The 21,011-nt window shown below is 44.8% G+C and carries 23 protein-coding genes; 7 read left to right on the top strand and 16 right to left on the bottom strand.

Annotated features, from left to right (window positions below):
- Positions 1-267: 267 nt before the first annotated feature.
- Both HT574_RS03915 and sspL read left to right on the top strand, forming a co-directional pair.
- The gene (locus HT574_RS03915; protein WP_175243531.1) at positions 268-1,197 is read left to right on the top strand and encodes a DMT family transporter; all 930 of its coding nucleotides are present in this window, start codon (positions 268-270) and stop codon (positions 1,195-1,197) included.
- Positions 1,198-1,296: 99 nt separating this feature from the next.
- A complete protein-coding gene (gene sspL, locus HT574_RS03910; protein ID WP_175243530.1) occupies positions 1,297-1,434 on the top strand; it encodes a small, acid-soluble spore protein L in 138 nt (45 codons plus the stop codon).
- A gap of 42 nt (positions 1,435-1,476) precedes the next feature.
- Here sspL and acnA read toward each other — a convergent pair whose 3' ends face one another.
- Positions 1,477-4,197 carry an aconitate hydratase AcnA gene (gene acnA, locus HT574_RS03905; RefSeq protein ID WP_175243529.1) on the bottom strand — a complete coding sequence of 907 codons (2,721 nt, stop codon included), beginning with the start codon at positions 4,195-4,197 and terminating at the stop codon, positions 1,477-1,479.
- 219 nt (positions 4,198-4,416) lie between these two features.
- Here acnA and sspO point away from each other — a divergent pair, with 219 nt between their 5' ends.
- The gene (sspO, locus tag HT574_RS03900) at positions 4,417-4,566 is read left to right on the top strand and encodes a small acid-soluble spore protein O (protein ID WP_175243528.1); all 150 of its coding nucleotides are present in this window, start codon (positions 4,417-4,419) and stop codon (positions 4,564-4,566) included.
- Between the two features lie 77 nt (positions 4,567-4,643).
- On the opposite strand, the gene HT574_RS03895 is transcribed toward sspO, so the two are convergent.
- Positions 4,644-4,904, bottom strand: a complete 261-nt coding sequence (locus HT574_RS03895; protein ID WP_175243527.1) for a hypothetical protein — start codon at positions 4,902-4,904, stop codon at positions 4,644-4,646.
- 124 nt (positions 4,905-5,028) lie between these two features.
- On the opposite strand from HT574_RS03895, the gene HT574_RS03890 reads away from it, so the two are divergent.
- Both HT574_RS03890 and HT574_RS03885 read left to right on the top strand, forming a co-directional pair.
- A complete protein-coding gene (locus HT574_RS03890; protein WP_017434999.1) occupies positions 5,029-5,175 on the top strand; it encodes a small acid-soluble spore protein P in 147 nt (48 codons plus the stop codon).
- A gap of 99 nt (positions 5,176-5,274) precedes the next feature.
- The gene (locus tag HT574_RS03885) at positions 5,275-5,658 is read left to right on the top strand and encodes an Hsp20/alpha crystallin family protein (protein ID WP_309138268.1); all 384 of its coding nucleotides are present in this window, start codon (positions 5,275-5,277) and stop codon (positions 5,656-5,658) included.
- 110 nt (positions 5,659-5,768) lie between these two features.
- Here the strand turns inward: HT574_RS03885 and HT574_RS03880 are convergent, their stop codons facing one another.
- From HT574_RS03880 to HT574_RS03840, 9 genes are all read right to left on the bottom strand, one after another.
- Positions 5,769-7,106, bottom strand: coding sequence for a 6-phospho-beta-glucosidase (locus tag HT574_RS03880; RefSeq protein WP_175243525.1), 1,338 nt, complete (start codon positions 7,104-7,106; stop codon positions 5,769-5,771).
- Complete coding sequence (locus HT574_RS03875) at positions 7,103-7,432, bottom strand: PTS sugar transporter subunit IIA (protein WP_175243524.1); 330 nt, start codon at positions 7,430-7,432, stop codon at positions 7,103-7,105. The genes HT574_RS03880 and HT574_RS03875 overlap by 4 nt, the downstream gene beginning before the upstream one ends.
- An 11-nt stretch (positions 7,433-7,443) precedes the next feature.
- Positions 7,444-8,184 (bottom strand): chitin disaccharide deacetylase, encoded by a 741-nt coding sequence (gene chbG, locus HT574_RS03870; protein WP_217499365.1) that lies wholly within the window; start codon positions 8,182-8,184, stop codon positions 7,444-7,446.
- Between the two features lie 10 nt (positions 8,185-8,194).
- On the bottom strand, positions 8,195-9,550 hold the full coding sequence (gene celB / locus HT574_RS03865; protein WP_175243523.1) for a PTS cellobiose transporter subunit IIC: 1,356 nt from the start codon (positions 9,548-9,550) through the stop codon (positions 8,195-8,197).
- 15 nt (positions 9,551-9,565) lie between these two features.
- Positions 9,566-9,901, bottom strand: coding sequence for a PTS sugar transporter subunit IIB (locus HT574_RS03860; protein ID WP_268801772.1), 336 nt, complete (start codon positions 9,899-9,901; stop codon positions 9,566-9,568).
- A 193-nt stretch (positions 9,902-10,094) separates the two neighbouring features.
- Complete coding sequence (gene celB / locus HT574_RS03855; protein WP_175243522.1) at positions 10,095-11,417, bottom strand: PTS cellobiose transporter subunit IIC; 1,323 nt, start codon at positions 11,415-11,417, stop codon at positions 10,095-10,097.
- 201 nt (positions 11,418-11,618) lie between these two features.
- Positions 11,619-13,055, bottom strand: a complete 1,437-nt coding sequence (locus HT574_RS03850; RefSeq protein WP_175243521.1) for a glycoside hydrolase family 1 protein — start codon at positions 13,053-13,055, stop codon at positions 11,619-11,621.
- Positions 13,056-13,069: 14 nt separating this feature from the next.
- On the bottom strand, positions 13,070-13,408 hold the full coding sequence (locus HT574_RS03845) for a PTS sugar transporter subunit IIB (RefSeq protein ID WP_256409990.1): 339 nt from the start codon (positions 13,406-13,408) through the stop codon (positions 13,070-13,072).
- A 531-nt stretch (positions 13,409-13,939) separates the two neighbouring features.
- The gene (locus HT574_RS03840; protein ID WP_254698551.1) at positions 13,940-14,608 is read right to left on the bottom strand and encodes a cell wall hydrolase; all 669 of its coding nucleotides are present in this window, start codon (positions 14,606-14,608) and stop codon (positions 13,940-13,942) included.
- A gap of 257 nt (positions 14,609-14,865) precedes the next feature.
- On the opposite strand from HT574_RS03840, the gene HT574_RS03835 reads away from it, so the two are divergent.
- Entirely contained in the window at positions 14,866-15,300 is a 435-nt protein-coding gene (locus HT574_RS03835; RefSeq protein ID WP_175243519.1) for a DUF2621 domain-containing protein, read from the top strand.
- A 78-nt stretch (positions 15,301-15,378) separates the two neighbouring features.
- Here the strand turns inward: HT574_RS03835 and HT574_RS03830 are convergent, their stop codons facing one another.
- The 3 genes from HT574_RS03830 to HT574_RS03820 all read right to left on the bottom strand — a co-directional run bounded on the left by HT574_RS03830 (position 15,379) and on the right by HT574_RS03820 (position 17,041).
- Entirely contained in the window at positions 15,379-15,861 is a 483-nt protein-coding gene (locus tag HT574_RS03830) for a CcdC family protein (protein ID WP_175243518.1), read from the bottom strand.
- 85 nt (positions 15,862-15,946) lie between these two features.
- A complete protein-coding gene (locus HT574_RS03825; RefSeq protein ID WP_175243517.1) occupies positions 15,947-16,303 on the bottom strand; it encodes a response regulator in 357 nt (118 codons plus the stop codon).
- 30 nt (positions 16,304-16,333) lie between these two features.
- Positions 16,334-17,041 carry a cytochrome c biogenesis CcdA family protein gene (locus tag HT574_RS03820; RefSeq protein WP_042412050.1) on the bottom strand — a complete coding sequence of 236 codons (708 nt, stop codon included), beginning with the start codon at positions 17,039-17,041 and terminating at the stop codon, positions 16,334-16,336.
- A gap of 180 nt (positions 17,042-17,221) precedes the next feature.
- On the opposite strand from HT574_RS03820, the gene HT574_RS03815 reads away from it, so the two are divergent.
- The gene (locus HT574_RS03815) at positions 17,222-17,395 is read left to right on the top strand and encodes an aspartyl-phosphate phosphatase Spo0E family protein (RefSeq protein ID WP_017435015.1); all 174 of its coding nucleotides are present in this window, start codon (positions 17,222-17,224) and stop codon (positions 17,393-17,395) included.
- A 26-nt stretch (positions 17,396-17,421) separates the two neighbouring features.
- Here the strand turns inward: HT574_RS03815 and HT574_RS03810 are convergent, their stop codons facing one another.
- Positions 17,422-19,206 (bottom strand): ABC transporter ATP-binding protein, encoded by a 1,785-nt coding sequence (locus HT574_RS03810; protein ID WP_175243516.1) that lies wholly within the window; start codon positions 19,204-19,206, stop codon positions 17,422-17,424.
- Positions 19,203-20,957, bottom strand: coding sequence for an ABC transporter transmembrane domain-containing protein (locus tag HT574_RS03805; RefSeq protein WP_175243515.1), 1,755 nt, complete (start codon positions 20,955-20,957; stop codon positions 19,203-19,205). The genes HT574_RS03810 and HT574_RS03805 overlap by 4 nt, the downstream gene beginning before the upstream one ends.
- Positions 20,958-21,011: the final 54 nt, after the last annotated feature.

Raw genomic sequence — 21,011 nt, 5'->3', positions numbered from 1 at the left:
CGTCACCCTTCCATCGTCCATTCCGTACCGTATTTCCTATTTTTATTATACAATGATAGTCAAGAAAACATGTAAAGCAATCAATTCCCTTCTCATTACCTATTATTATGCAACATTTGCTTCAATATCAACATTCGATTTCATTGCACATATTTTTTCAAAAAATTGTGTTCTTTTTCATCGATTTATGATACACTATCGCTCGACTATGTTTATTTTTTGAAAAATACGCATCCGTTAAGAAGAAAACAGAACGGGGGAATGGGGTTGAAAAAACGCTGGATCGCTGATATCAGCCTGCTGGCGGTGACATTCGTCTGGGGAACGACGTTTGTCGTCGTGCAAAATGCGATTTCATTTCTTGAACCGCTTTCGTTTAATGCCATCCGCTTCAGCTTGGCGGGAGTATTTTTGCTGCTATGGCTGGCAATTTTTCATCGTTCTCTTTTTCAGCATTATACGTGGCCGCTCATTCGCTCCGGCATATGGATGGGGCTGTGGCTGTTTAGCGGCTACGCTTTTCAGACGATCGGCCTGCTGTATACGACCTCGTCGAAAGCCGGATTCATTACCGGGCTCAGCGTCGTGCTTGTGCCGCTATTTTCGTTTCTCTTTCTTAAACAAAGGCCGTCGCTTAACGCAGGAATCGGGGCGATCATCGCCGCTGTCGGCCTTTATTTGTTGACGATTGGCAACGGAAAAATGGTGCCAAATCGCGGCGATGTATTCGTATTTTTTTGCGCTGTTTCATTTGCGATGCACATTATTGTCACTGGAAAGTATTCGTCCCGCTATTCAACGCTGTTATTAACGATGACGCAAATTTTTGTGGTAGCCGTCATGTGCGCCATATTTGCGTTTTTGTTTGAAGACGCGACACAAATGTGGAATATCGCGGTGCTGCGGAAACAGGAAGTATGGAGCGCGCTGCTCATTACATCTTTGTTTGCCACCACCGCCGCCTTTTTAATTCAGACAAACTTTCAGAAATATACGACAGCCGCCCGCGTCGCCCTCATTTTTGCGATGGAGCCCGTTTTTGCCGCCCTGACCGCCTACATTTGGGCAGGAGAGCGGCTTACCGCTTCCGGAGTCATTGGCTGCATTGGTATTTTGGGCGGCATGATTCTTGCTGAACTTCCGCTGACGTGGATCCTTGGAAAACGGTGGCGGACAAAACGGCATTTTACTTCATGAACCTCTTCAGAAGCAGTGTTATGGTGGCCGCTTCGTTCAGCCGTTTTTTCTCATATTTTTTCACGTAAGGGTGATACTATGCCCGTGGAGGTGAGGGTGATGGCAAAAAACGGCGGCAAAAACCGTGGAACAAAGGCGCCCGGCGTCAACCCGCAAGGCTTTGGCCAAGATGCAGTATTTACTCCAGACCCGAAAAGCAAGCTAGAAGATGCGGCAAAACGGTCGAACACAAAATAAAAGCAGGCTTCCGCGATTGGAAGCCTGCTTTTGTTATGCTGTTTACTGTTTCACTTTCGCCAATTTTTCACGCAATACCATTGGCAAAATTCCGCCGTGGCGGTAATAATCGATTTCCACTTCGCTGTCAAAGCGGACGATGACTTCAAATTCTTTTTTCTCGCCCGTATCTGGATTTGTCGCAGTCACTTTGACAAGATCGCGCGGTTTGATGCTTTCATCAATATGCACTTCAAATACTTCTTTGCCAGTTAAGCCGAGCGTTTCCGCGTTTTCCCCTGCTTTAAATTGCAGCGGCAGCACGCCCATGAGCACCAGGTTGGAGCGATGGATGCGCTCAAAGCTTTCCGCAATGACCGTTTTAATGCCAAGCAAGAACGTTCCTTTTGCCGCCCAGTCGCGGGAGCTTCCCATTCCATAATCTTTGCCGGCAATAACCACAAGCCCTGTGCCGTCTTGTTTGTATTTCATGCATGCATCGTAAATCGACATGACTTCGCCTGTCGGCCAGTAAGTCGTATAACCGCCTTCTGTGCCAGGAGCGATTTGGTTACGGATGCGGATGTTTGCAAATGTACCACGCATCATCACTTCATGGTTGCCGCGGCGAGACCCGTAAGAGTTGAAATCTTTCGGCTCGACGCCTTTCGAGATGAGATATTGACCAGCAGGTGTATTTTTGCCGATCGCCCCGGCTGGCGAAATATGGTCGGTTGTGACGGAGTCGCCGAATTTGCCGACGACACGCAAGCCTTTAAGCGGTTCCACTTTGCGCACGTCTGGCGACAAGCCTTCAAAGAACGGCGGATTTTGAATGTATGTCGAGTTTTCATCCCATTGATAAAGCGGTTCATCCGTCGTTTCGATCGCATTCCAGCGCGGGTTGCCGTCGAACACGCGCTCATATTCTTTGCGGAACAATTCTGGGTCGACCACTTGTTTGACGACTGCTTTGACTTCTTCCATCGATGGCCAAATATCGCTGAAGTATACGTCATTGCCATCTTTATCTTTGCCGATTGGTTCGTTTAGCAAGTCGATATCGACCGTACCTGCGAGCGCATAAGCGACAACGAGCGGCGGCGATGCCAAATAGTTTCCTTTCACTAACGGATGGATCCGGCCTTCAAAGTTGCGGTTGCCGGAAAGGACGCTTGTCACGAGCAAGTCGTTTTCGGCAATCGCTTTTTCCAGCTCTGGCGCGAGCGGCCCGGAGTTGCCGATACATGTCGTACAACCATAGCCGACAATGTTAAAGCCAAGTTGTTCGAGATATGGAAGCAATCCCGAATCACGCAAATAGCCAGTTACGACTTTCGAACCTGGTGCGAGCGATGTTTTTACATATTTCGGAACTTGCAATCCTTTTTCCACCGCTTTTTTCGCCACTAAGCCAGCGGCAACAAGCACGTATGGGTTCGAAGTGTTCGTACAGCTTGTAATCGCGGCAATGACAACGGCGCCTGTTTTCATTTTCACTTCTTCGCCGTTTAACGTTACCGTAATTTCTTTGTCGAGGTCCGCTTCCGTCAATCCGAAGCCTTGGTTGCCTTGCGGCGCTTTCACCGCATCTCGGAACGCTTGTTTCATTTTCGAAAGCGGAATCAAATCTTGCGGACGTTTTGGTCCGGACAAATTGGTTTCGATTTCGGACAAGTTAATTTCGACAACATCCGTAAACACTGGCTCTGGCGCATCCGGAGTGTAGAATAAGCCGTTTGCTTTGCAGTAAGCTTCGACGACCTGAACGTGATGTTCATCGCGGCCGGTTAGGCGCAAATAGTCAAGCGCTTCGGCGTCGACCGGGAAGAAACCGCATGTCGCACCGTATTCTGGAGCCATATTTGCAATCGTTGCACGGTCTGCAAGCGGCAATGTCGCTACGCCTGGGCCAAAGAATTCAACAAATTTGCCGACCACACCTTTTTGGCGAAGCACCTGCGTCACTTTTAGGGCAAGGTCTGTCGCTGTGGAACCGTCCGGCAATTTTCCTGTTAAACGGACACCGATGACTTCCGGTACCGGGAAGTAAGAAGGTTGTCCAAGCATGCCGGCTTCCGCTTCAATTCCACCGACCCCCCAGCCAAGAACGCCAAGACCGTTGATCATCGTCGTGTGGGAGTCCGTGCCGACCAACGTATCTGGAAACGCTTCATATTCGCCGTTTTCCCCTTCTACGGTATGAACGACGTTAGCGAGATACTCTAAGTTGACCTGGTGGACAATCCCCGTTGCCGGCGGAACAGCACGATAGTTGTTAAACGCTTTCTGCGCCCATTTTAAAAACTTATAGCGCTCAGCGTTGCGCGCGAACTCTAAGTTCATGTTGTACTCTAACGCATCGTCCGTTCCAGCGCGGTCTACTTGCACAGAGTGGTCGATGACAAGGTCGACTGGAATTTCCGGGTTGATTTCATACGGGTCGCCGCCTAAATCCGCCATCGCTTTGCGCATCGATGCCAAGTCCACGACGGCTGGCACACCAGTGAAGTCTTGCAAAATAACGCGCGACGGCTTAAACGGAACATCAATGTCTTTCATTTCCGGTGTTCCCCATTTGGCAAGGTTTTCGACGTGCTCTTTTGTGATCACACGTCCATCTACCTGCCGAAGCACCGATTCTAATAACACTTTGATTGAGTACGGCAAACGGGAAATGTTGCCGATCCCTGCTTCTTCAAGCGCTTGCAAACGGTAATAGTTATATTTTTTACCGTTTACTTCAAATGAAGAGCGGGCGTTAAAAACGTCTTGTTTCGCCATATGTATTACCCCCTCACTTCAATACTATACTATTTTTTCGACGCAAAGTCGAAAAAATAGAACAAATTCTCCCAACACCCATAAAATTGGTACGTTTTTATCTTATTATAAGGACGATAAGTTGTAAATAGAATTTCGAAGGTTTTGTCATATTATCCCTTTTTTTAGAGGAGCATAAAGTTATCTTTCAGTCGCAAACTAGTACCGGAGGTGAAGAGGATGGGCAAACGAAAAGCCAATCACGTCATTCCGGGCATGAACGCGGCAAGCGCGCAAGGAATGGGAGCCGGCTATAATGAAGAATTTTCGAACGAACCATTGACAGAAGCGCAGCGCCAAAACAATAAGAGAAGAAAAAAGAATCAATAACTTTGCGTCCGTTTCGTCATCCCGGCCTTCCGTAAACGGTCGCAAACAAAAGGGAATGTCAGATGGTGACATTCCCTTTATTTCATTTCATTAACTTCATCGACAATCGCCTGCAAGTCGTTGCGAAACTTTTCGAGCTGCATCCGCTGTTTTTCCGAGGCGACTTCAAGCGCGTTGTTAATTTGTTCGAACGCCTCGTTCACCTCTTGCTTTAAATGGCTTAATTGATGGCCGTAATCGGCTTGGTCGCGCACCAAGTGGTCGTGCCATTCTTTTGCTTCCATCGTTGCCTTTTGCGCCGCTTGAAACGCTTCTTGTTTCGTTTTATGATAAGCCATGATTGCTTCCTCCTTTGCTAGTGGCGGTCATTCATTACTTATCGTTTCAAACGTGGCACAAATTATACCGCGAATAATAAAAGAGGACTGCCGGCATGCTAATAAACAAAGGAGGAGGATGGACATGACCAATAAAAACACGGGCACAGACATGCGCAAAAACGCGCCAAAGGGCGATAATCCAGGGCAGCCGGAGCCGCTGGATGGTTCGAAAAAAGTAAAAAACAGAAACCATACGCGGCAAAAACATAATTCTAGCCACGACATGTAATAAAGAATGATTTTTCGCTCCCGCCGCGAACCTTTTCGGGGATGCTGCATACGATAAACAACAGCGATACAGTTTAACATGCGGAGGGAGCTTTTCATCGTGCATAAAAATGGCGAAGAGCAAAATGAGCTGCGGCAGTGGCTTGACTTGTTATGCAATGATCCGCTTGCGCCTTTGTTGGATGAAATGATATTTCGTGTCGAAGTGCTCGAGACAGAGGAAGACTATATTATCGAAGCAGAGCTTTGCCATTGTCAAAAAGAACATATTATCGTACTTCGCGAAAACCGTTCCCTTTCCATTCAAATCCAGCAAAACGGTGGCATGGAAAAACAACGAACGATTTTACTGCCGTTTTCGCTTGCAGACAAATATATTTCCGCACATTTTTCCGCGCCCATTTTAGAAATTCGCATCAGCAAAAGCGCACGGCAAAGCGATGCGCAATCACAAGACAACACGGTCATCCATATAAACGAGTAGGCTCTTACCAACAGGGCTTTCTTTGTTTACATAAAATATTTATCGAAAAATCACATCTAACGTAAAAAACCCAGCTTCGGTTTCCCTTGCTGGGCTCTACTATATTATCATTATCGTGCAGCTGTTCGTTTAAAAAATTGTGGCAAATACTCTTTATGCGCCTCTAGCATTTCGTCTAAGATTTGTTTGGCGATCGTATCCGACGGCACGAGCGGGTTGATCGTCATCGCCACCAGCGCCGTGTAGTAATCACCGGTGACCGCTGCCTCTGCTGCGACGCGTTCAAACGATTTGATTTGCTGCACCAATCCGCGTACCGCAACTGGCAAATCACCAACAGCGATCGGTTTTGGGCCTTCTTTCGTGATGATGCAGTTTACTTCAACGGCAGACTCGCCTGGAATGCTGGCGATTGCACCGTTATTTCGCGTATTGACCGTCTGGATGTCCCGCTTGTCATTATAAATGGAGCAAATCAGACTGCACGCTGCATCGCTGTAATAAGCGCCGCCTCGTTTTTCCAGCTGAGGAGGCTTCACGTTTAAATTCGGATCTTTATAGAGCTCAAACAGCTCTTTCTCCAATTTTTGAACCACTTCGGCGCGCGTTCCGACTTTTTTGGCAGCCTCTAATTCTTCCGCGAGCATTTTGCTCGTTTGGAAATAGTAACGATGGTATGGACATGGCAGCAGTTTCAACCCTTTTAGAAAATCGGGCTCCCAGCCAAGATCGGCGATGTTGCGCATCGTCATTCCTGCTTTGTCACTGCTTGTCAATCGATCGATGAGCTGATCCATAATATTGTTGCCGTCCAAGTAAACGTTAAGTCCAAACACCATATGGTTCAGCCCGGCAAAATCAATGTGCACACGGCTAGCATCGACATTGAAAAGCTTTGCCACTCCCATGCGCATGCCAATCGGCACGTTACATAAACCGACTGCTTTTTTATGATCGCTATAACGCAGCACTGCTTCTGTTACCATGCCCGCCGGATTGGTGAAATTAATGAGCCAAGCATCTGGACAAAGCTCCTTCATGTCACGAATAATATCGAGGATGACCGGGATGGTTCTCAATCCTTTAAACAGCCCGCCCGGTCCGTTTGTTTCTTGGCCAATGACGCCGTATTTCAGCGGAATTCGTTCATCTTTCGCCCGCGCTTGCAGCCCGCCGACACGAATTTGCGTTGTCACAAAGTCGGCACCCTCGAGCGCCCGGCGGCGGTCTAGCGTCAAATGAATGTCAATCGGTACTCCTGCTTTTTTTACCATTCGCCTCGCCAATTCACCGACGATCTTCAGCTTTTCCTCCCCTTCAGGAATATCAACAAGCCATAATTCACGGACAGGAAGCTCATGATACCGCTTAATAAATCCTTCGATTAATTCCGGCGTATAGCTCGATCCGCCACCAATCGTAACAATTTTTACTCCTTTGAAACTCATATTTCTTCCCCTTCCTTATGTTGCAATGTTCCATACAGTTCGACAAACTCGTTGGCTAATTCTTTCACGGTAATCGCATTCATTAAATGGTCTTGCGCATGCACCATTAGTAGCGTAACACTCTCTTTCTGTCCTCTTGCCTCGTTTTGAATCAGCTTTGTCTGAATATGATGGGCGGCTTGTAATTCCTCCGCCGCCTTTTGCAGTTGCTTTCTTGCTTCGGCAAAGTTTCCTCTTTTCGCAGCAGCAATCGCCTCCATGGCATGACTTCTTCCGTTTCCTCCATGGAGAATGATTTGAAATACGATTTCCTCATATGTTTGCATATCGTTCTCTCCTACATTTGTTTTAATTCGCGATACGTGATCAATCTAACTCCGCGGTTTTCCAGTGCTTTCCGCACATACGGATCGGTTAAAATCGACAACTCGTTAATACGCTCGCTGCAATACGAACTGCCAGTAAACAAAGGAACATCAATGTAAGCTGGATGGCACATCACTTCAACCGTTTGCCCATCATTCACTTCATCAAACAGCGACAAAAAATATTCTTTTGTTAAACCACGGCCATAAAACTGAGAAATAAATACATCAACTGTCCGCAAACGATGTGGTTTTTCAGAGTGTACCGGCCGAATCGGAAGATCATATTGCTCAGCCAGCTTCTGCACAATCGGGAATACACATGGATGTTCATGAACATGATGATGGCTGTCTATATGTGTCGGTGTTAATCCAAACGACAAAAACGTTTCCAGCTGCGCCGTAAGCTCCCGTTCGATATCATCCGGATCGGCGTAAAGCAGCTGCACATCACGCTTGCGAAACTCACCGTCTTCGTTGACTAACGAAGGGACATCCGCTAAAATCGGTTTCCCGCACGTTAAGACGAAGTGAATGCCTACCCCAAGCTCCGGATTCTCCTTTGCCAGACGGGCGGCATGTTCCGTTCCTGGCATGTTCACCATCATCGTTGCCGATGTGACAACGCCGTGTTGAAAAGCTTCTAAAATACCGTAGTTAACCCCTTTGGAATAGCCGAAATCGTCCGCATTGATAATGCAATAAATCACCATTTTCTTCGCCTCACATTTGCTTCGCCGTGTTCGAATCGGTTGGAATATCCGCCGTTCCTCTTTCTTCCGTCGCCTTCTGCCTATCCCACATCACAAAAAACGGATAGTAAATGGCTAATGCAATGAAAAAGTTAATGATTTGCAAAATACTTCCGGAAATTTTTCCACCTGTCGCCAAATAACCGCTAATAATGATTGGAGTGGTCCATGGCACGGCGACGCCGCTCGGTTTGGCCACAAGTCCCGCCGCCATCGCCACATAGGAAACGATTGTCAACACAATCGGCACCAAAATAAATGGAATAATGAGAAGCGGGTTCATGACAATCGGCATGCCAAATGTAATCGGCTCGTTGATATTGAAAATGCCCGGGGCAATCGCCAATCTTCCCAAGCTTTTTAACTGCTGGCTTCGCGCTCTCAGCAGCATGGCGATCGCCAACGCTAGCGTTGCTCCCGATCCGCCGATATAAATCCAAAGGTCAAAAAATTGCTGGGTAATGACGTTCGGTAACTCGGCATGAGGGTTTTGCTGGAACACCATGCGGTTTTCATCCATCAGCGACAGCCAGATCGGTCCCATCACTCCCCCGACAATGGCCGCACCGTGCAAACCGGTTGACCAGAGCAACTGCACCAGCAACACCGCTACAATGGCGCCAAATAAGCTGCCGCCTAACGCGCTTAGCGGCTTATTTAACAGCACCGTTACGATATTATGAAAGCTTTCAAATGGCGTAACCTCTAAAATTAAACGGGCAATCCAAATCACACAAAGCACGGCAAAACCCGGAATAAGCGCCACAAATGACCGCGATACGGCCGGCGGTACGCCGTCTGGAAGTTTAATCACAATATTTTTTTGGATAATTTTTCGATAAATTTCGGTGGAAACGATCGCTAGAATCATCGCGACAAACAGCCCTTTGCTGCCGACCCATTGCACCGGAATGCCGCCGCTGACCATAATCGCTTCTTTCGCGCCGTCCGAAACAAACGGCACTTTATAAGGGGTCGCCAATAAAAATGCCGCAAGCGAAATGGCGCCGGCTGACAGCGCGTCCACTTTATACTTTTCCGCCAGCCGATAGGCAACTCCGAAGCTGACCACCAGCGCCATAATGTCGAATGTCGCTCCGACTGGATACAGCAGCTTTTCTAACCAGTGATCGCCGAACCAATTCGCCATAAATTCGTTATAGCCTGGAATGGGAAGATACCCAAGAATTAAAAATAAAGATCCGATAATTAACAATGGCATCGATAAAATAATTCCGTCACGAATGGCTTGAAGATGTCTTTGTTCGGCAATCCTTCCCGCTACCGGCATGATGTTCTTCTCTAACACACTGATAAACCGATTCATCCGTAGCGCCCCCTCTTATCGTTTTAGTCGCAAAGCAAAATCCAGCACACCAGCGCCATTGACACGCCCATAGTCGGCAGGATTAATTACATCAACCGGTATCCCGCGCGCCTCTCCTTCTTTTTTAAAATGCGACAGCTTATAACGAATTTGTGGCCCAAGCAGCACGACATCCGCCCGGTCTAAATGATCCTTTGCCTCATCGGCGGATACGGCCCAAATGTTTGCATCAAGCCCTTTTTCTTTCGCGGCTTGCTGCATTTTCGTCACCAATAAGCTGGTCGACATTCCTGCCGCACAGATAAGTAAAATATTCATTTTCTCATTCCTCCTTTTTTTGCTGTCACCGATTACATACGCAATATTCGTGTCAATGTAGAAAAACTTGGGAAAATAAGCCGACAGCATCAGTATGTTAAAGATAGCTAGAGTGTGTTTTGGTAACGTTTACAAACAAGTTGTAAAATGGAGTGGAAATTTACGTTTGCATGTTATTTCTTTCGCTGCCGTAATGGAAAAACTCCATCATATAACACAGTTCATCTTAACTAACTTCTTTTTTCATTTGATGTTCTTCTTTATATTTTTGGTTGTCCCAAATTCTAAAGAACGGATAATAAAGAGCCGCTGATAAAGCCACATTAAATAATTGCAATATAGCCCCTGAAATCTTGCCTCCAGTAGCAAGGAATCCTCCAATTCCAACCGGAGTAGTCCACGGTACCATTACCCCAGCCGTTTTCGCGACTAAACCTAAATCCATTGCAAAGTATGATACACTGACAATGACAACAGGAACAAGAATAAATGGTATCATCATTATTGGGTTCATCACCATTGGCAATCCGAAAATAATTGGTTCGTTTATGTTAAAAAGCCCCGGAGCAATAGCTAGCCTGCCAAGTTGCTTTAATTGCTGACTACGTGATTTTAAAACAAGTAAAAGTGCTAATCCAAGTGTTGTACCAGATCCTCCTATGGAATAAAAGATATCCATAAACTGAACATTCACAATATTTGGAATTTCCTTTCCAGAAGTAAAGGCAATTCTATTCTCATCTACAAGGGCTAACCAAATTGGAGACATAATTCCCCATACTATTGCTTGCCCATGAATACCAGTTACCCACAGCATTTGAGCGACCATAACCGCAATAATTGCTCCTGCTAATGAACCACCGAGCAATGAGAGTGGTTTACCTAATAGCGTTGAAACAATATTATGCATGTTTTCAAACGGTGTTACTTGAAACAACAGTCTTAACAACCAAACAGTTAATATAACCGCAAAGCCCGGAAGCAATGCAGCAAACGATTTAGCTACTGACGGCGGAACGCCATCTGGCATTTTAATAACTATATTTCTTTTTACAACAAATCGATAAATTTCTGTTGTAAGAATCGCAATAATAATGGCCACAAACATTCCTTTACTTCCTGTTAACGCAAGAGGAATGCCAGTCACTTCATATGTTTTGTCCGCCCCTTCTGGAGTAAACGAAATTTTATAAGGTGTAACTAGCAGAAAACATGCAACTGAAATTATCGCTATCGATAATGGATCTAATTGGTATCTTTCAGCAAGGCGGTACGCGACGCCAAAAGCAACAAAGATGGCAAGCAAATCAAACGTTGCACCTACAGGATAAAGAAGATTATTTTGCCACGATTTTCCGAATATGTTTGCCATAAACGATTCGTATCCTTTAATTGGGAAAAAACCGAGAATCAAAAATATCGAACCGATAATAACCAAAGGTACTGTCATAATAATTCCATCTCTGATGGCTTGAAGATGCCTCTGCTCCCCGACTTTCGCAGCAACCGGCATAAACTTTTCTTCTAGAAATCTCATGAATTGATTCATCCTTTTGTTCCCTCCCCCATAAAATGATTCGATTCCCCCCATTTTTCTGCGAATTTCTCTGATTTTCATGGATGATAAATGGCTTGGATTATCCGATTGCAGGAAAGAGTCCTAAACATCCCTGCTTTGCTATAACATGGCAGGAAACAGACACATCCTTTTATCGTTACAGAATAGCTTATCTTCAAGCTTTCCATCCAGTCAGTCATCAAAGCCATTATTTTTCGAAACTTCTTTCATCCAATACGCGCTTTTTTTCATTGTGCGATTACGCGTTTCCAAATCTAGCGAAATAAATCCATAACGGTTTTTATAGGCGTTTGTCCACGACCAATTATCAATAAAAGTCCATAAATGATATCCTTTCACATTGCATCCTTCCATGATTGCCTTATGAACCCACTTCAAATGACCTTTAATAAACTCGATTCTATAATCATCTTGAATTACTCCGTTTTGCAAAAATCTTTCTTCATCTTGCACACCCATTCCGTTTTCCGATACAAAACACGTAATATTTCCGTATTCATCTTTAAGTCTTTTTAGGAGATCATATATTCCTTTCTCATAAATCTCCCAGCCGCGATAAATATTCATGCGTCTACCAGGCATTTCATAATAATCAAAAAACCACTCAGGCATAATAGGCGAATAAGGATTTGGCAAATGCTCTTTCGCTTTTACCCTTTTTGGCTGATAATAATTGACGCCAAGAATATCAACTTTATTATCCCTAATAAGTTCTTTATCTTCCTCTTCCATATATGGCAAAAGATTGTATTCTCTCAACAAATCTACTAGTTCGCGAGGAAATTTTCCCCTTACTGAAGGATCTAAAAAGCTTCTATTAAAGAATAAATCAGCGATTTTGGCAGCTTTCACATCAGCTGGATGATCACTTCTTGGATAAACAGGGGATAAATTTAAAATGACTCCAATTTTACCGTTTTTAATTTGAAGTTCTTTAAACACTTTAATAGCTTTTGCTTGTGCAACGATGGTATTATAAGCAACTTGAATCGCCCTCTTGAAATCGACAATATTAGGATAATGAACTCCATATAAATATCCTGCCTCGGCTGGTACGATTGGTTCATTATATGTAAACCACATTTTCACTTTATCGCCGAATAATTCAAAACATGTTTTAGCGTAGTTTACATAAGCATCAACAACTTCTCGATTTTCCCAACCGCCTATTTTCTGCAATTCAAACGGCATATCAAAATGAAACAAATTAATAAAAGGTTCAATTCCATTTGCAATCATTTCATCGATCATATCTCTATAAAAATCTACTGCTTTACTGTTAATTTCCCCCACGCCATTAGGTATTAATCTTGACCAAGAAATGGAAGTTCTAAATGAATTATGTCCAATTTCTTTCATCATCCGAATATCTTCTTTATATCGATGATAAAAATCAGTCGCAATGTCTGGACCAATACCATTAAAGAAACGTTCAGGCTCTTTTTCATACCAATAATCCCATATACTCATTCCCTTACCATCTTCTCTAGAAGCACCTTCCATTTGTGGTGCAGAAGACGCACTGCCCCACCAAAAATCTTTTGGAAACTCATATTTCACCTTTTTATTTGTTTTTTCATCTCGAGCTAATGTTTTCTGGCTTTCCATCTCATAACACCCCATTATTTCTTACTATTAAAACTTAAAGCAAATTCAAGTACTTTTTTACCGTTGACCATTCCATAGTCAACTGGATTAATTACATCGACTGGAATACCGTACATTTCCCCCTCTTTTTTAAACTCTGCCAATTTGTAACGTACTTGTGGACCAAGCAAAAGCACATCTGCCTTGTCAATGTGTGCTTTTGCTTCATCAATAGAAACTGCCCAGATATTCGCATCAATCCCTTTTTCCTTAGCAGCTTGTTGCATTTTAGTGACAAGCAAACTAGTTGACATTCCGGCTGCACAAACTAATAAAATATTCATATTTTCTGACTCCTCCTTTTTTGTTTTCATTATATTTTTGATGCAATATTCATATTCATGTCAAAATAGGAAAAGTTCATGAATTAAGATGGTTATTTTAGTGTGTTATACACATAAAAATCGTTTTATAGAAAGCGGTTACAATTGTATTAACAAAAGATACGGTTGTGTGTTATTGCTTTTGTTTATAGTAGTCAAAAAACTCAGTTACATAACACAGTTCATCATCTAATGTATAATATTGTATGCTCTCTCTAGTTCCAGCATTTGATACATAGTTTTAGTTTAGTTAACATATTTAACATATTGGCGCGGTCGAAACGCTAATTTCTTCGCGTTGCCCCACCGATTTTCCCCTGCTGTCCATTCTTTTAATTTTTCATAGATCAGGTCGATCCGCTTCATGACGTGCTTTCCCCTATAATTATGTTACGAGACAGAAAGAGGAAAATACTTGTTTTTACCAAAGCAGCCGTAGCCCCACGTATAACAACGTTTGGACTGCTGGCTGTTTTCATGCAAAAAAGAGGATATCCCCTTTTTCGCAGGGGATATCCTCACTTATTTTGCGAACACATGATGCCCGATGCGGATCGTGACTGGTCTTGACAGCATCCATTTATCTTTTGTGATTTTTGGATTATAAAAGTAGAGCGAACCGCGGCGGTCGTTCGGGAATAGCGATAGTGCTTTATCTACCGCAGCATAATCTTGTTTTGTTGGCTGAATGCGTGTTAGTTTTCCTGTTTTTACAGGAGCAAACGCATAGCCCGATTTTGTTTTTTGGTAAATGACGCCTTTAATGCTGTTTGGAAAACCAGGATGTTTCACGCGGTTTAAAATAACGAGCGCAACTTCCACCTTTCCGGCAAACGGCTCGCTAAAGCCGGTTTCCGCGTGGACAAGCTGTGCCATTAGTTTTCGTTCTTCTGCACGAATAGAAAATTTCGGCTTTTTTGCGACAGGCTCCGCTGCTTGCTTCACAGCTTGAGTTTTGGCCAGCCGCGGAACTTTGATTGTTTCGCCTGCAACAAGAACATCGCTTTTTCGATGATTTAAAGATTTTAACGCAGAAATGGTTGTTTTATATGTTTTAGCAAGTTTGTAAAAGGAGTCGCCTTTCTTCACCTTATAGTATGTATAAGTTGTTGCTGCATCTGTCGAATGAGAGGTAAAGCCGACGACCATACAGCAAACTACTACGAGTGTTGCAAGAATTTTTTTCATCATCCTATTCCCCTCATAGTTTCTTTTTGGTTTGTCGTCTGCGTGTAATAGAGTACCATTTTTATAGATACATATCACTGGTTTACATTTCCATTTCACTATGATGACAATCGCTTACCCATTGATACATAGAGGATTGCGGTGTTTCTTTACATTTACATTACATTTTGGTAACAGAACGTAAAAACGGGCTAATCTTGCCAAAACCCGCTTTTTTCGCAATAATGGTTGATAGATTGAAATTCGATGAGGTGGGAAGGATGCTGACAGGCTGGTTTCTTTGGTTTATTTTGTTTTGGAGCGTATTTTTGCTTGTCACGATGTCGATCGGCGGCTTTTTTATGTTTCGCAAGTTTTTAAAGCGGCTGCCGAAAGAAGACGGAAAATCGGAATTAGACTGGCAGGAATATTACATTGAACGGACGCGGCATTTATGGGGAGAAGAAGAGAAGGCGCTTTTAGAGGAGCTCGTCAGGCCGGTTCCTGAGCTGTTTCGCGATGTCGCCCGGCAAAAAATCGCCGGAAAAATCGGGGAGCTGGCGCTAGAGGAAAACGCCTCCCGAATCACAAAAGATTTGATTATCCGCGGCTATATTATCGCCACCCCAAAACGCGACCATAAGTTTTTAATCCGTACGTTAAAAGAAAAACAAATTAATATTGCTCCTTACGAGCATTTGCTGCAAAGCAAATAGGCGAAACATGCTGGCATGTCCGTGAAGCGGCTGTCTGAAATAATAAAAAGCGGGGGTTCTTCCCCGCTTTTTACTCATTTATGTCGTTAAAATCGGCGGCCGATGTTTTAAGTTCCGCTCCAGTTTTTTATAAGAAATATACATGGCGATGCGCCATGGCACGATCATCGAAAAAGCAAGCAAATAAAACATGCCGCTTAACTGGCGGTAATCGATCGTGCGGCCCAAATAGGATTTCAATGCGAGGCGAATGAGGATCAAGCCGACTAAAATAAGCGCAAATGCTTTCGAGCGTTTCAAATAAATTTCGCCATCTCTAATTTCAAATTTCGACGTTTTAATAAGAAAAATGGAAAAAAACGCTCCGAGCACAATCGCCTCGATCAGCTCGCCTTTCGTCACGCGGAATACAGGGTCCAAAAACATAAGCGCGCCAGTGCTCATAAATATCGGCGGCAAAATAATCTTTTTCGCGTTTGCCGGTTTTTGCGATGCTTTCATGCGCACGAAGAATATAAAAAATGCCATGAATACCGCAATGAGCGATGTTATGATAGCCAAACGCATCATCCTCTTCTTTCAAGTTTATGATAATAGACAATGTTATTATAGCAAAAACCCACAAATTGTGCATATATCTATATGGTTATAGCAGACGGTTGATTGCCTCAAGCACGCGGTTTTCTTCAAACGGCTTTACAATAAAGTCAGCTGCGCCGGCCTCAATCGCCTCGACGACCAAGCGCTGCTGCCCTATGGCCGAACAGATAATGATTTTCGTGTTTCGATCCACTTGCTTGATCGCGCGCACCGCCTCAATCCCATTCATCACCGGCATGGTAATATCAAGGATGACAACGTCTGGATGTAAACTCTGATATAACTCCACTGCCTCTTTTCCGTTTTCCGCTTCGCCGATGATCGTATGATTTGCTTTTTGCAAAATTTTTGTCAAGGTAATTCTCATAAACTTCGCATCATCCACAATAAGAATCCTTGCCATAGTATCCGCAATTCCCCCTAACCAACCAATTTAGAAGCCGGTAAATCCTCCAAAAATGCTTGTCGTGTACGCAATAATTTTCGTCATCCAATCGAAAAAGAGGATGACTCCCATCGCAATCATCACATATCCGCCGACTTTCACCATTTTTTCACTATGGCTGCGAATCCATTGCATTTTTCCAATAAAGAAAGAAAGGATAAAAAACGGCACGGCAAAGCCTAGCGAATAAGCGAGCATATACAGCATTCCCGATCCAGGATTGGTCGCTGCCAGCGCAATGACCGATACTAAAATTGGGCCTGTGCACGGCGTCCATCCCGCTGCAAACGCCATGCCAATGACGAGCGAGCCGATGAAGCCGGAAGGGCGTTCTTGAAAGGAAAGACGGCGGTCTTTCATTAAAAAGGACGGCTTCCATATTCCGACAATCATTAGTCCGAAAATCACAATAAGAATGGCGCCGATTTGCCGGATGAAATCCTGATATTCGCTAAACCATCGACCGACCAGCGAAGTGCCAAAGCCGATCGAAATAAAAATGAGCGAAAAACCAAGGAGGAAAAACAGCGTATGTAATAAACTGCGCCGCTGCATCATCCCTTTCTCTGTTTTCAGTTCACTTACCGATACACCGGTAATATAGGATAAAAACGCCGGATACAAAGGCAGGCAGCACGGAGAGATAAACGATAAAAAGCCGGCGCCAAACGCCAAAAATACATTGACATCTGTCATTGTTTTATTCAACCCCTACCCATTTTTTATTTTTATTGTAGCAAAAATAGGCTTATTAGTAACGTATTTGCCTAGCATCATGAGTATATTTCTATTTTCTCTTTTTGCATTAACTTGCAAAATAGTATACAATACAATCACCTACAATAAATTTTGGATCATGAAAGGAACTGTTTTTCCGTGATTAAAAACGAGATTTTAACATTAATTGAGCAAAAACGGATGGAACTTGTAGAAATTGTCGCGAAAAACGGATTGAACTCGGCCGCCGCCATTCAAATAAGCAAAGAACTGGATTCGCTTCTGAACGCTTATAACCGACAGAAGCGCAAGCAAAAAAGCGCTGCCCAATAATCAAGCGGGAACAGCGCTTTTTCTTTTTATACGTACTCTTGTGCATCTACTAAGCCATTTTGCAATAAATACATTTTATAATACAGCCCTTTTTGCGCCAGCAGCTCTTGGTGCGTCCCCCGTTCGACAATTTCGCCGCGATGGAGCACGAGAATTTGGTCGGCGTCTTGGATCGTGGACAGACGGTGGGCAATCGCAATCGTCGTCCGGCCTTTTCGCATTTTTGCAAGCGCCTCTTGAATTGCTCCTTCCGTTTCGGTATCAATATTGGCCGTTGCTTCGTCCAGCACCAATATTTTCGGATTTGCCGCAATCGTGCGTGCAAAAGAGACTAGCTGCCGCTGTCCGCTTGAGAAAGTAGCTCCTCTTTCCACCACTTGATGGTCGTATTTGTCCGGCAGCTTTTCAATAAACGTATCCGCCTGCACATAACGGGCGGCTTTGACGATTTGCTCATCGGTTAATGAATGGTTGTACATACGGATGTTGTCTTTAATCGTTCCATAAAAGAGAAACGGGTCCTGCAGCACAAGGCCGATATGTTTGCGCAGCTCCTCGCGTGAATAATCGCGAATCGATATGCCGTCAATGAGAATATCGCCGCGGTCAAATTCGTAAAAGCGCATTAACAAATTAATAATTGAACTTTTTCCGCTCCCGGTATGCCCGACAAGGGCGACCGTTTCTCCCGGTTTGACGGCAAAGGAAATATGTTTCAGCACATCACGTTTTCCGTCATAGGAAAAACTGACATCGCGAAACTCAATTTTTCCTTCTTGAATGACAGCCTTGGATGTTTCCTCGTTTTGCGGCGCCAATTCTTCATGATCCAAAAGGGCAAAGACGCGTGCGCCGGAAACAATCGCCTGCTGGTACAGCGACAGGCGCATCATCATTTGCGTCACCGGTTCGAAAAAGCGCTCCAAATAGTTGACAAACGCGTACAGCACCCCGATTTCCACCGGGCTTTCTTGCGCGGAAATGCCGAAAAAGCTTAACACAACGATAATCGATGCAATATAGACGAAATCGATCGCCGGACGCAATAATAGCCCGTCGATTTTAATGTTTTTCATTCCCGCCGCATAATGTTTGTCGTTGATTTGCGCAAATTCTTGGTAAAGACGTTTTTGCTGGCGGAACACTTGAATGATCGCCATTCCTTGCAGCGACTCGTTTAATTTTGCGTTCAACTCGCTGAGGCGCTCGCGCATGTCTTTATAAAAAATCGAACTATAATGGCGATATAATTTCATAATCCAAATAATAACCGGCAAAATAAACAAACAATAAAGAGCGAGGCGCACGTTGAGCGAAAACATGGCGATAAATACGCCGATGACAAATACGCCGTTTTGAATAAAAGCAGCAAGGACGCTGATGAACATGTCTTTGATCGCTTCCGTGTCATTTGTCACGCGCGAAACAATGCTTCCGCCCGGCGTACGGTCAAAATAGCTCATACCAAGCTGATGTACTTTTGTAAACACGTCCATCCGCAGCGCTTGAATCACTTCAAGCGCCAGCTTTTGAAACTTGACGAGCTGAAAGTATGAAATCACCGTTTTCAAGAGCAGCACGGCGGTATAGATCGCCGCCAGCCAAAGCAATGGAGCAAAATCCAAGCGCCGCGGCGTTAAATAGTCGTCGATAAATATTTTGACTAAATACGGCCCGACAAGCTCCCCTGCGGTCGCAAGCACCAGCAGGGCAAAGGCGAGCGCCGTGTCTTTCCTGTACCGGCGCATATAAGCAAGCAGTCTCCATAACACTTGCCGTTGTTCTTTTGGGGCTAACGGTTTATCGTTCATATTTCTCCTCCCTGTTCGACTAACGATTCGAGCTGTTGCCGCTCGTACATGTCGCGATACCATCCGCGTTCTTGCATCAATTGTTCATGCGTTCCCATTTGCACAATCCGTCCCCCATCGAGCACAATAATGAAGTCGGCGTGCTGAATTGCGCTCAAACGGTGGGCGGTAATGATCGTCGTTTTTCCGGCACGGTTTTCTTTTAAAGCGGATAAAATCCGTTCCTCCGTCTTGGCATCCACCGCTGACAGCGAATCATCCAAAATAAGCACTTCCGGATTCATTAGCAGCGCACGGGCAATCGAGATTCGTTGCTTTTGGCCGCCCGAGAGGGAAACGCCTCTTTCGCCGACAATCGTGTCGTAACCATCAGCAAACTGCATAATATCGCCATGGATATTGGCCAGCTTCGCCGCCTCCACCACTTCTTCTTCGCTCGCTTCCGGCTTGGCAAATGCAATATTTTCCCTTACCGTTGCCGAAAACAGAAAATGGTCTTGCGGCACGTAGCCGATCGCCGCACGCAGCGCATCTAATGTATATTCGCTAATTTCGTGGCCGCCAAAGCGGATTTCTCCTTCATACTGGTCAAATTCGCGCAGCAACAGCTTCAGCAGCGTCGTTTTCCCCGCCCCTGTTTTTCCAACAATGCCAAGCGTTTGGCCGCGCCGCAGACAAAAACGGATATTTTCCAAGGAGGGACGGGATTCATTTGGATAGGTAAATTGTCGAATGTCATAAACGATATCGCCGGTCGGAGGCGCAGTAATCGCGTTTTCCGCCTCTTGAATTTCTTCTTTCTCGGCAAGAAGCGCACGGACGCGGTCGTAGGAGGCCCGCCCTCGCTCGACAATGTTAAACAGCCAGCCAAACGCCAGCATCGGCCATATGAGCAGGCCGAGATACGTCGTAAACGACACAAGCTCCCCGATCGTTAATTCTCCCGCAATGACCATTTTGGCTCCGAACGTAACTGCTAAAAAAAACGAAATGCCAACGATCAATGAAATCGTCGGGTCAAACAAGGCGTCGATTTTCGCAACCGCCACGTTTTTCACAACCACCTCTTCCGACTGCTTGCGAAACGATTCGACGTCCTCTTGTTCATAGCCAAACGATTTAATGACACGAATGCCGCTGATGCTCTCTTGCACTTTATCGTTTAAAGAGGAAAACGCTTCTTGCGCCTTTAAAAAGCGCTTATGCAAAATCGTTCCGTAACGGCTTGTGGCAACCGCCATGATCGGCATTGGCAGCAAACTGATGATCGTTAATTTCCAGCTGATGGTCAGCGCCATCGTCGCCAGCACGAAGCTGCCGAGTGTCAAGGAGTCGACAAGCGTCAAAATTCCGCTTCCCGCCGTCTGCTGGATCGCCTGCAAATCATTGGTCGCATGCGCCATTAAGTCGCCGATTCGTTTCCGCTGATAAAAAGACTGCGACATTTTCGTAAAGTGGGCATACAGCTCGTTGCGAAGCTGGCGCGCCAGTTTCACCGCAGAACCAAAAATTAAAATCCGCCACCAATAGCGCAATATATACAACACAACCGCTACAGACAGCAAAACGGCCATCCAGCAGACAAGTACCGTTTTTGCCATCATTCCTTCCTTAATATGATCGATGACGATTCCGATTACTTTCGGCGGAATCGTTTCTAAAAACGCCACGACAATAAGAATAAAAATCCCCGTAAGATAAGCTTTTTTCTCCTGGCGGAAAAACCAGAATAAATCGCGAAAGATTGTCATTCCAACCTCTCCCATCCTTCTCATCGAAGTCGCTATATTATTGTAGCAAAAATA

Source organism: Parageobacillus sp. VR-IP (genome assembly GCF_013357975.1).
Lineage (GTDB): Bacteria > Bacillota > Bacilli > Bacillales > Anoxybacillaceae > Saccharococcus > Saccharococcus caldoxylosilyticus.
This window is presented reverse-complemented; position numbering and strand designations above follow the sequence as displayed.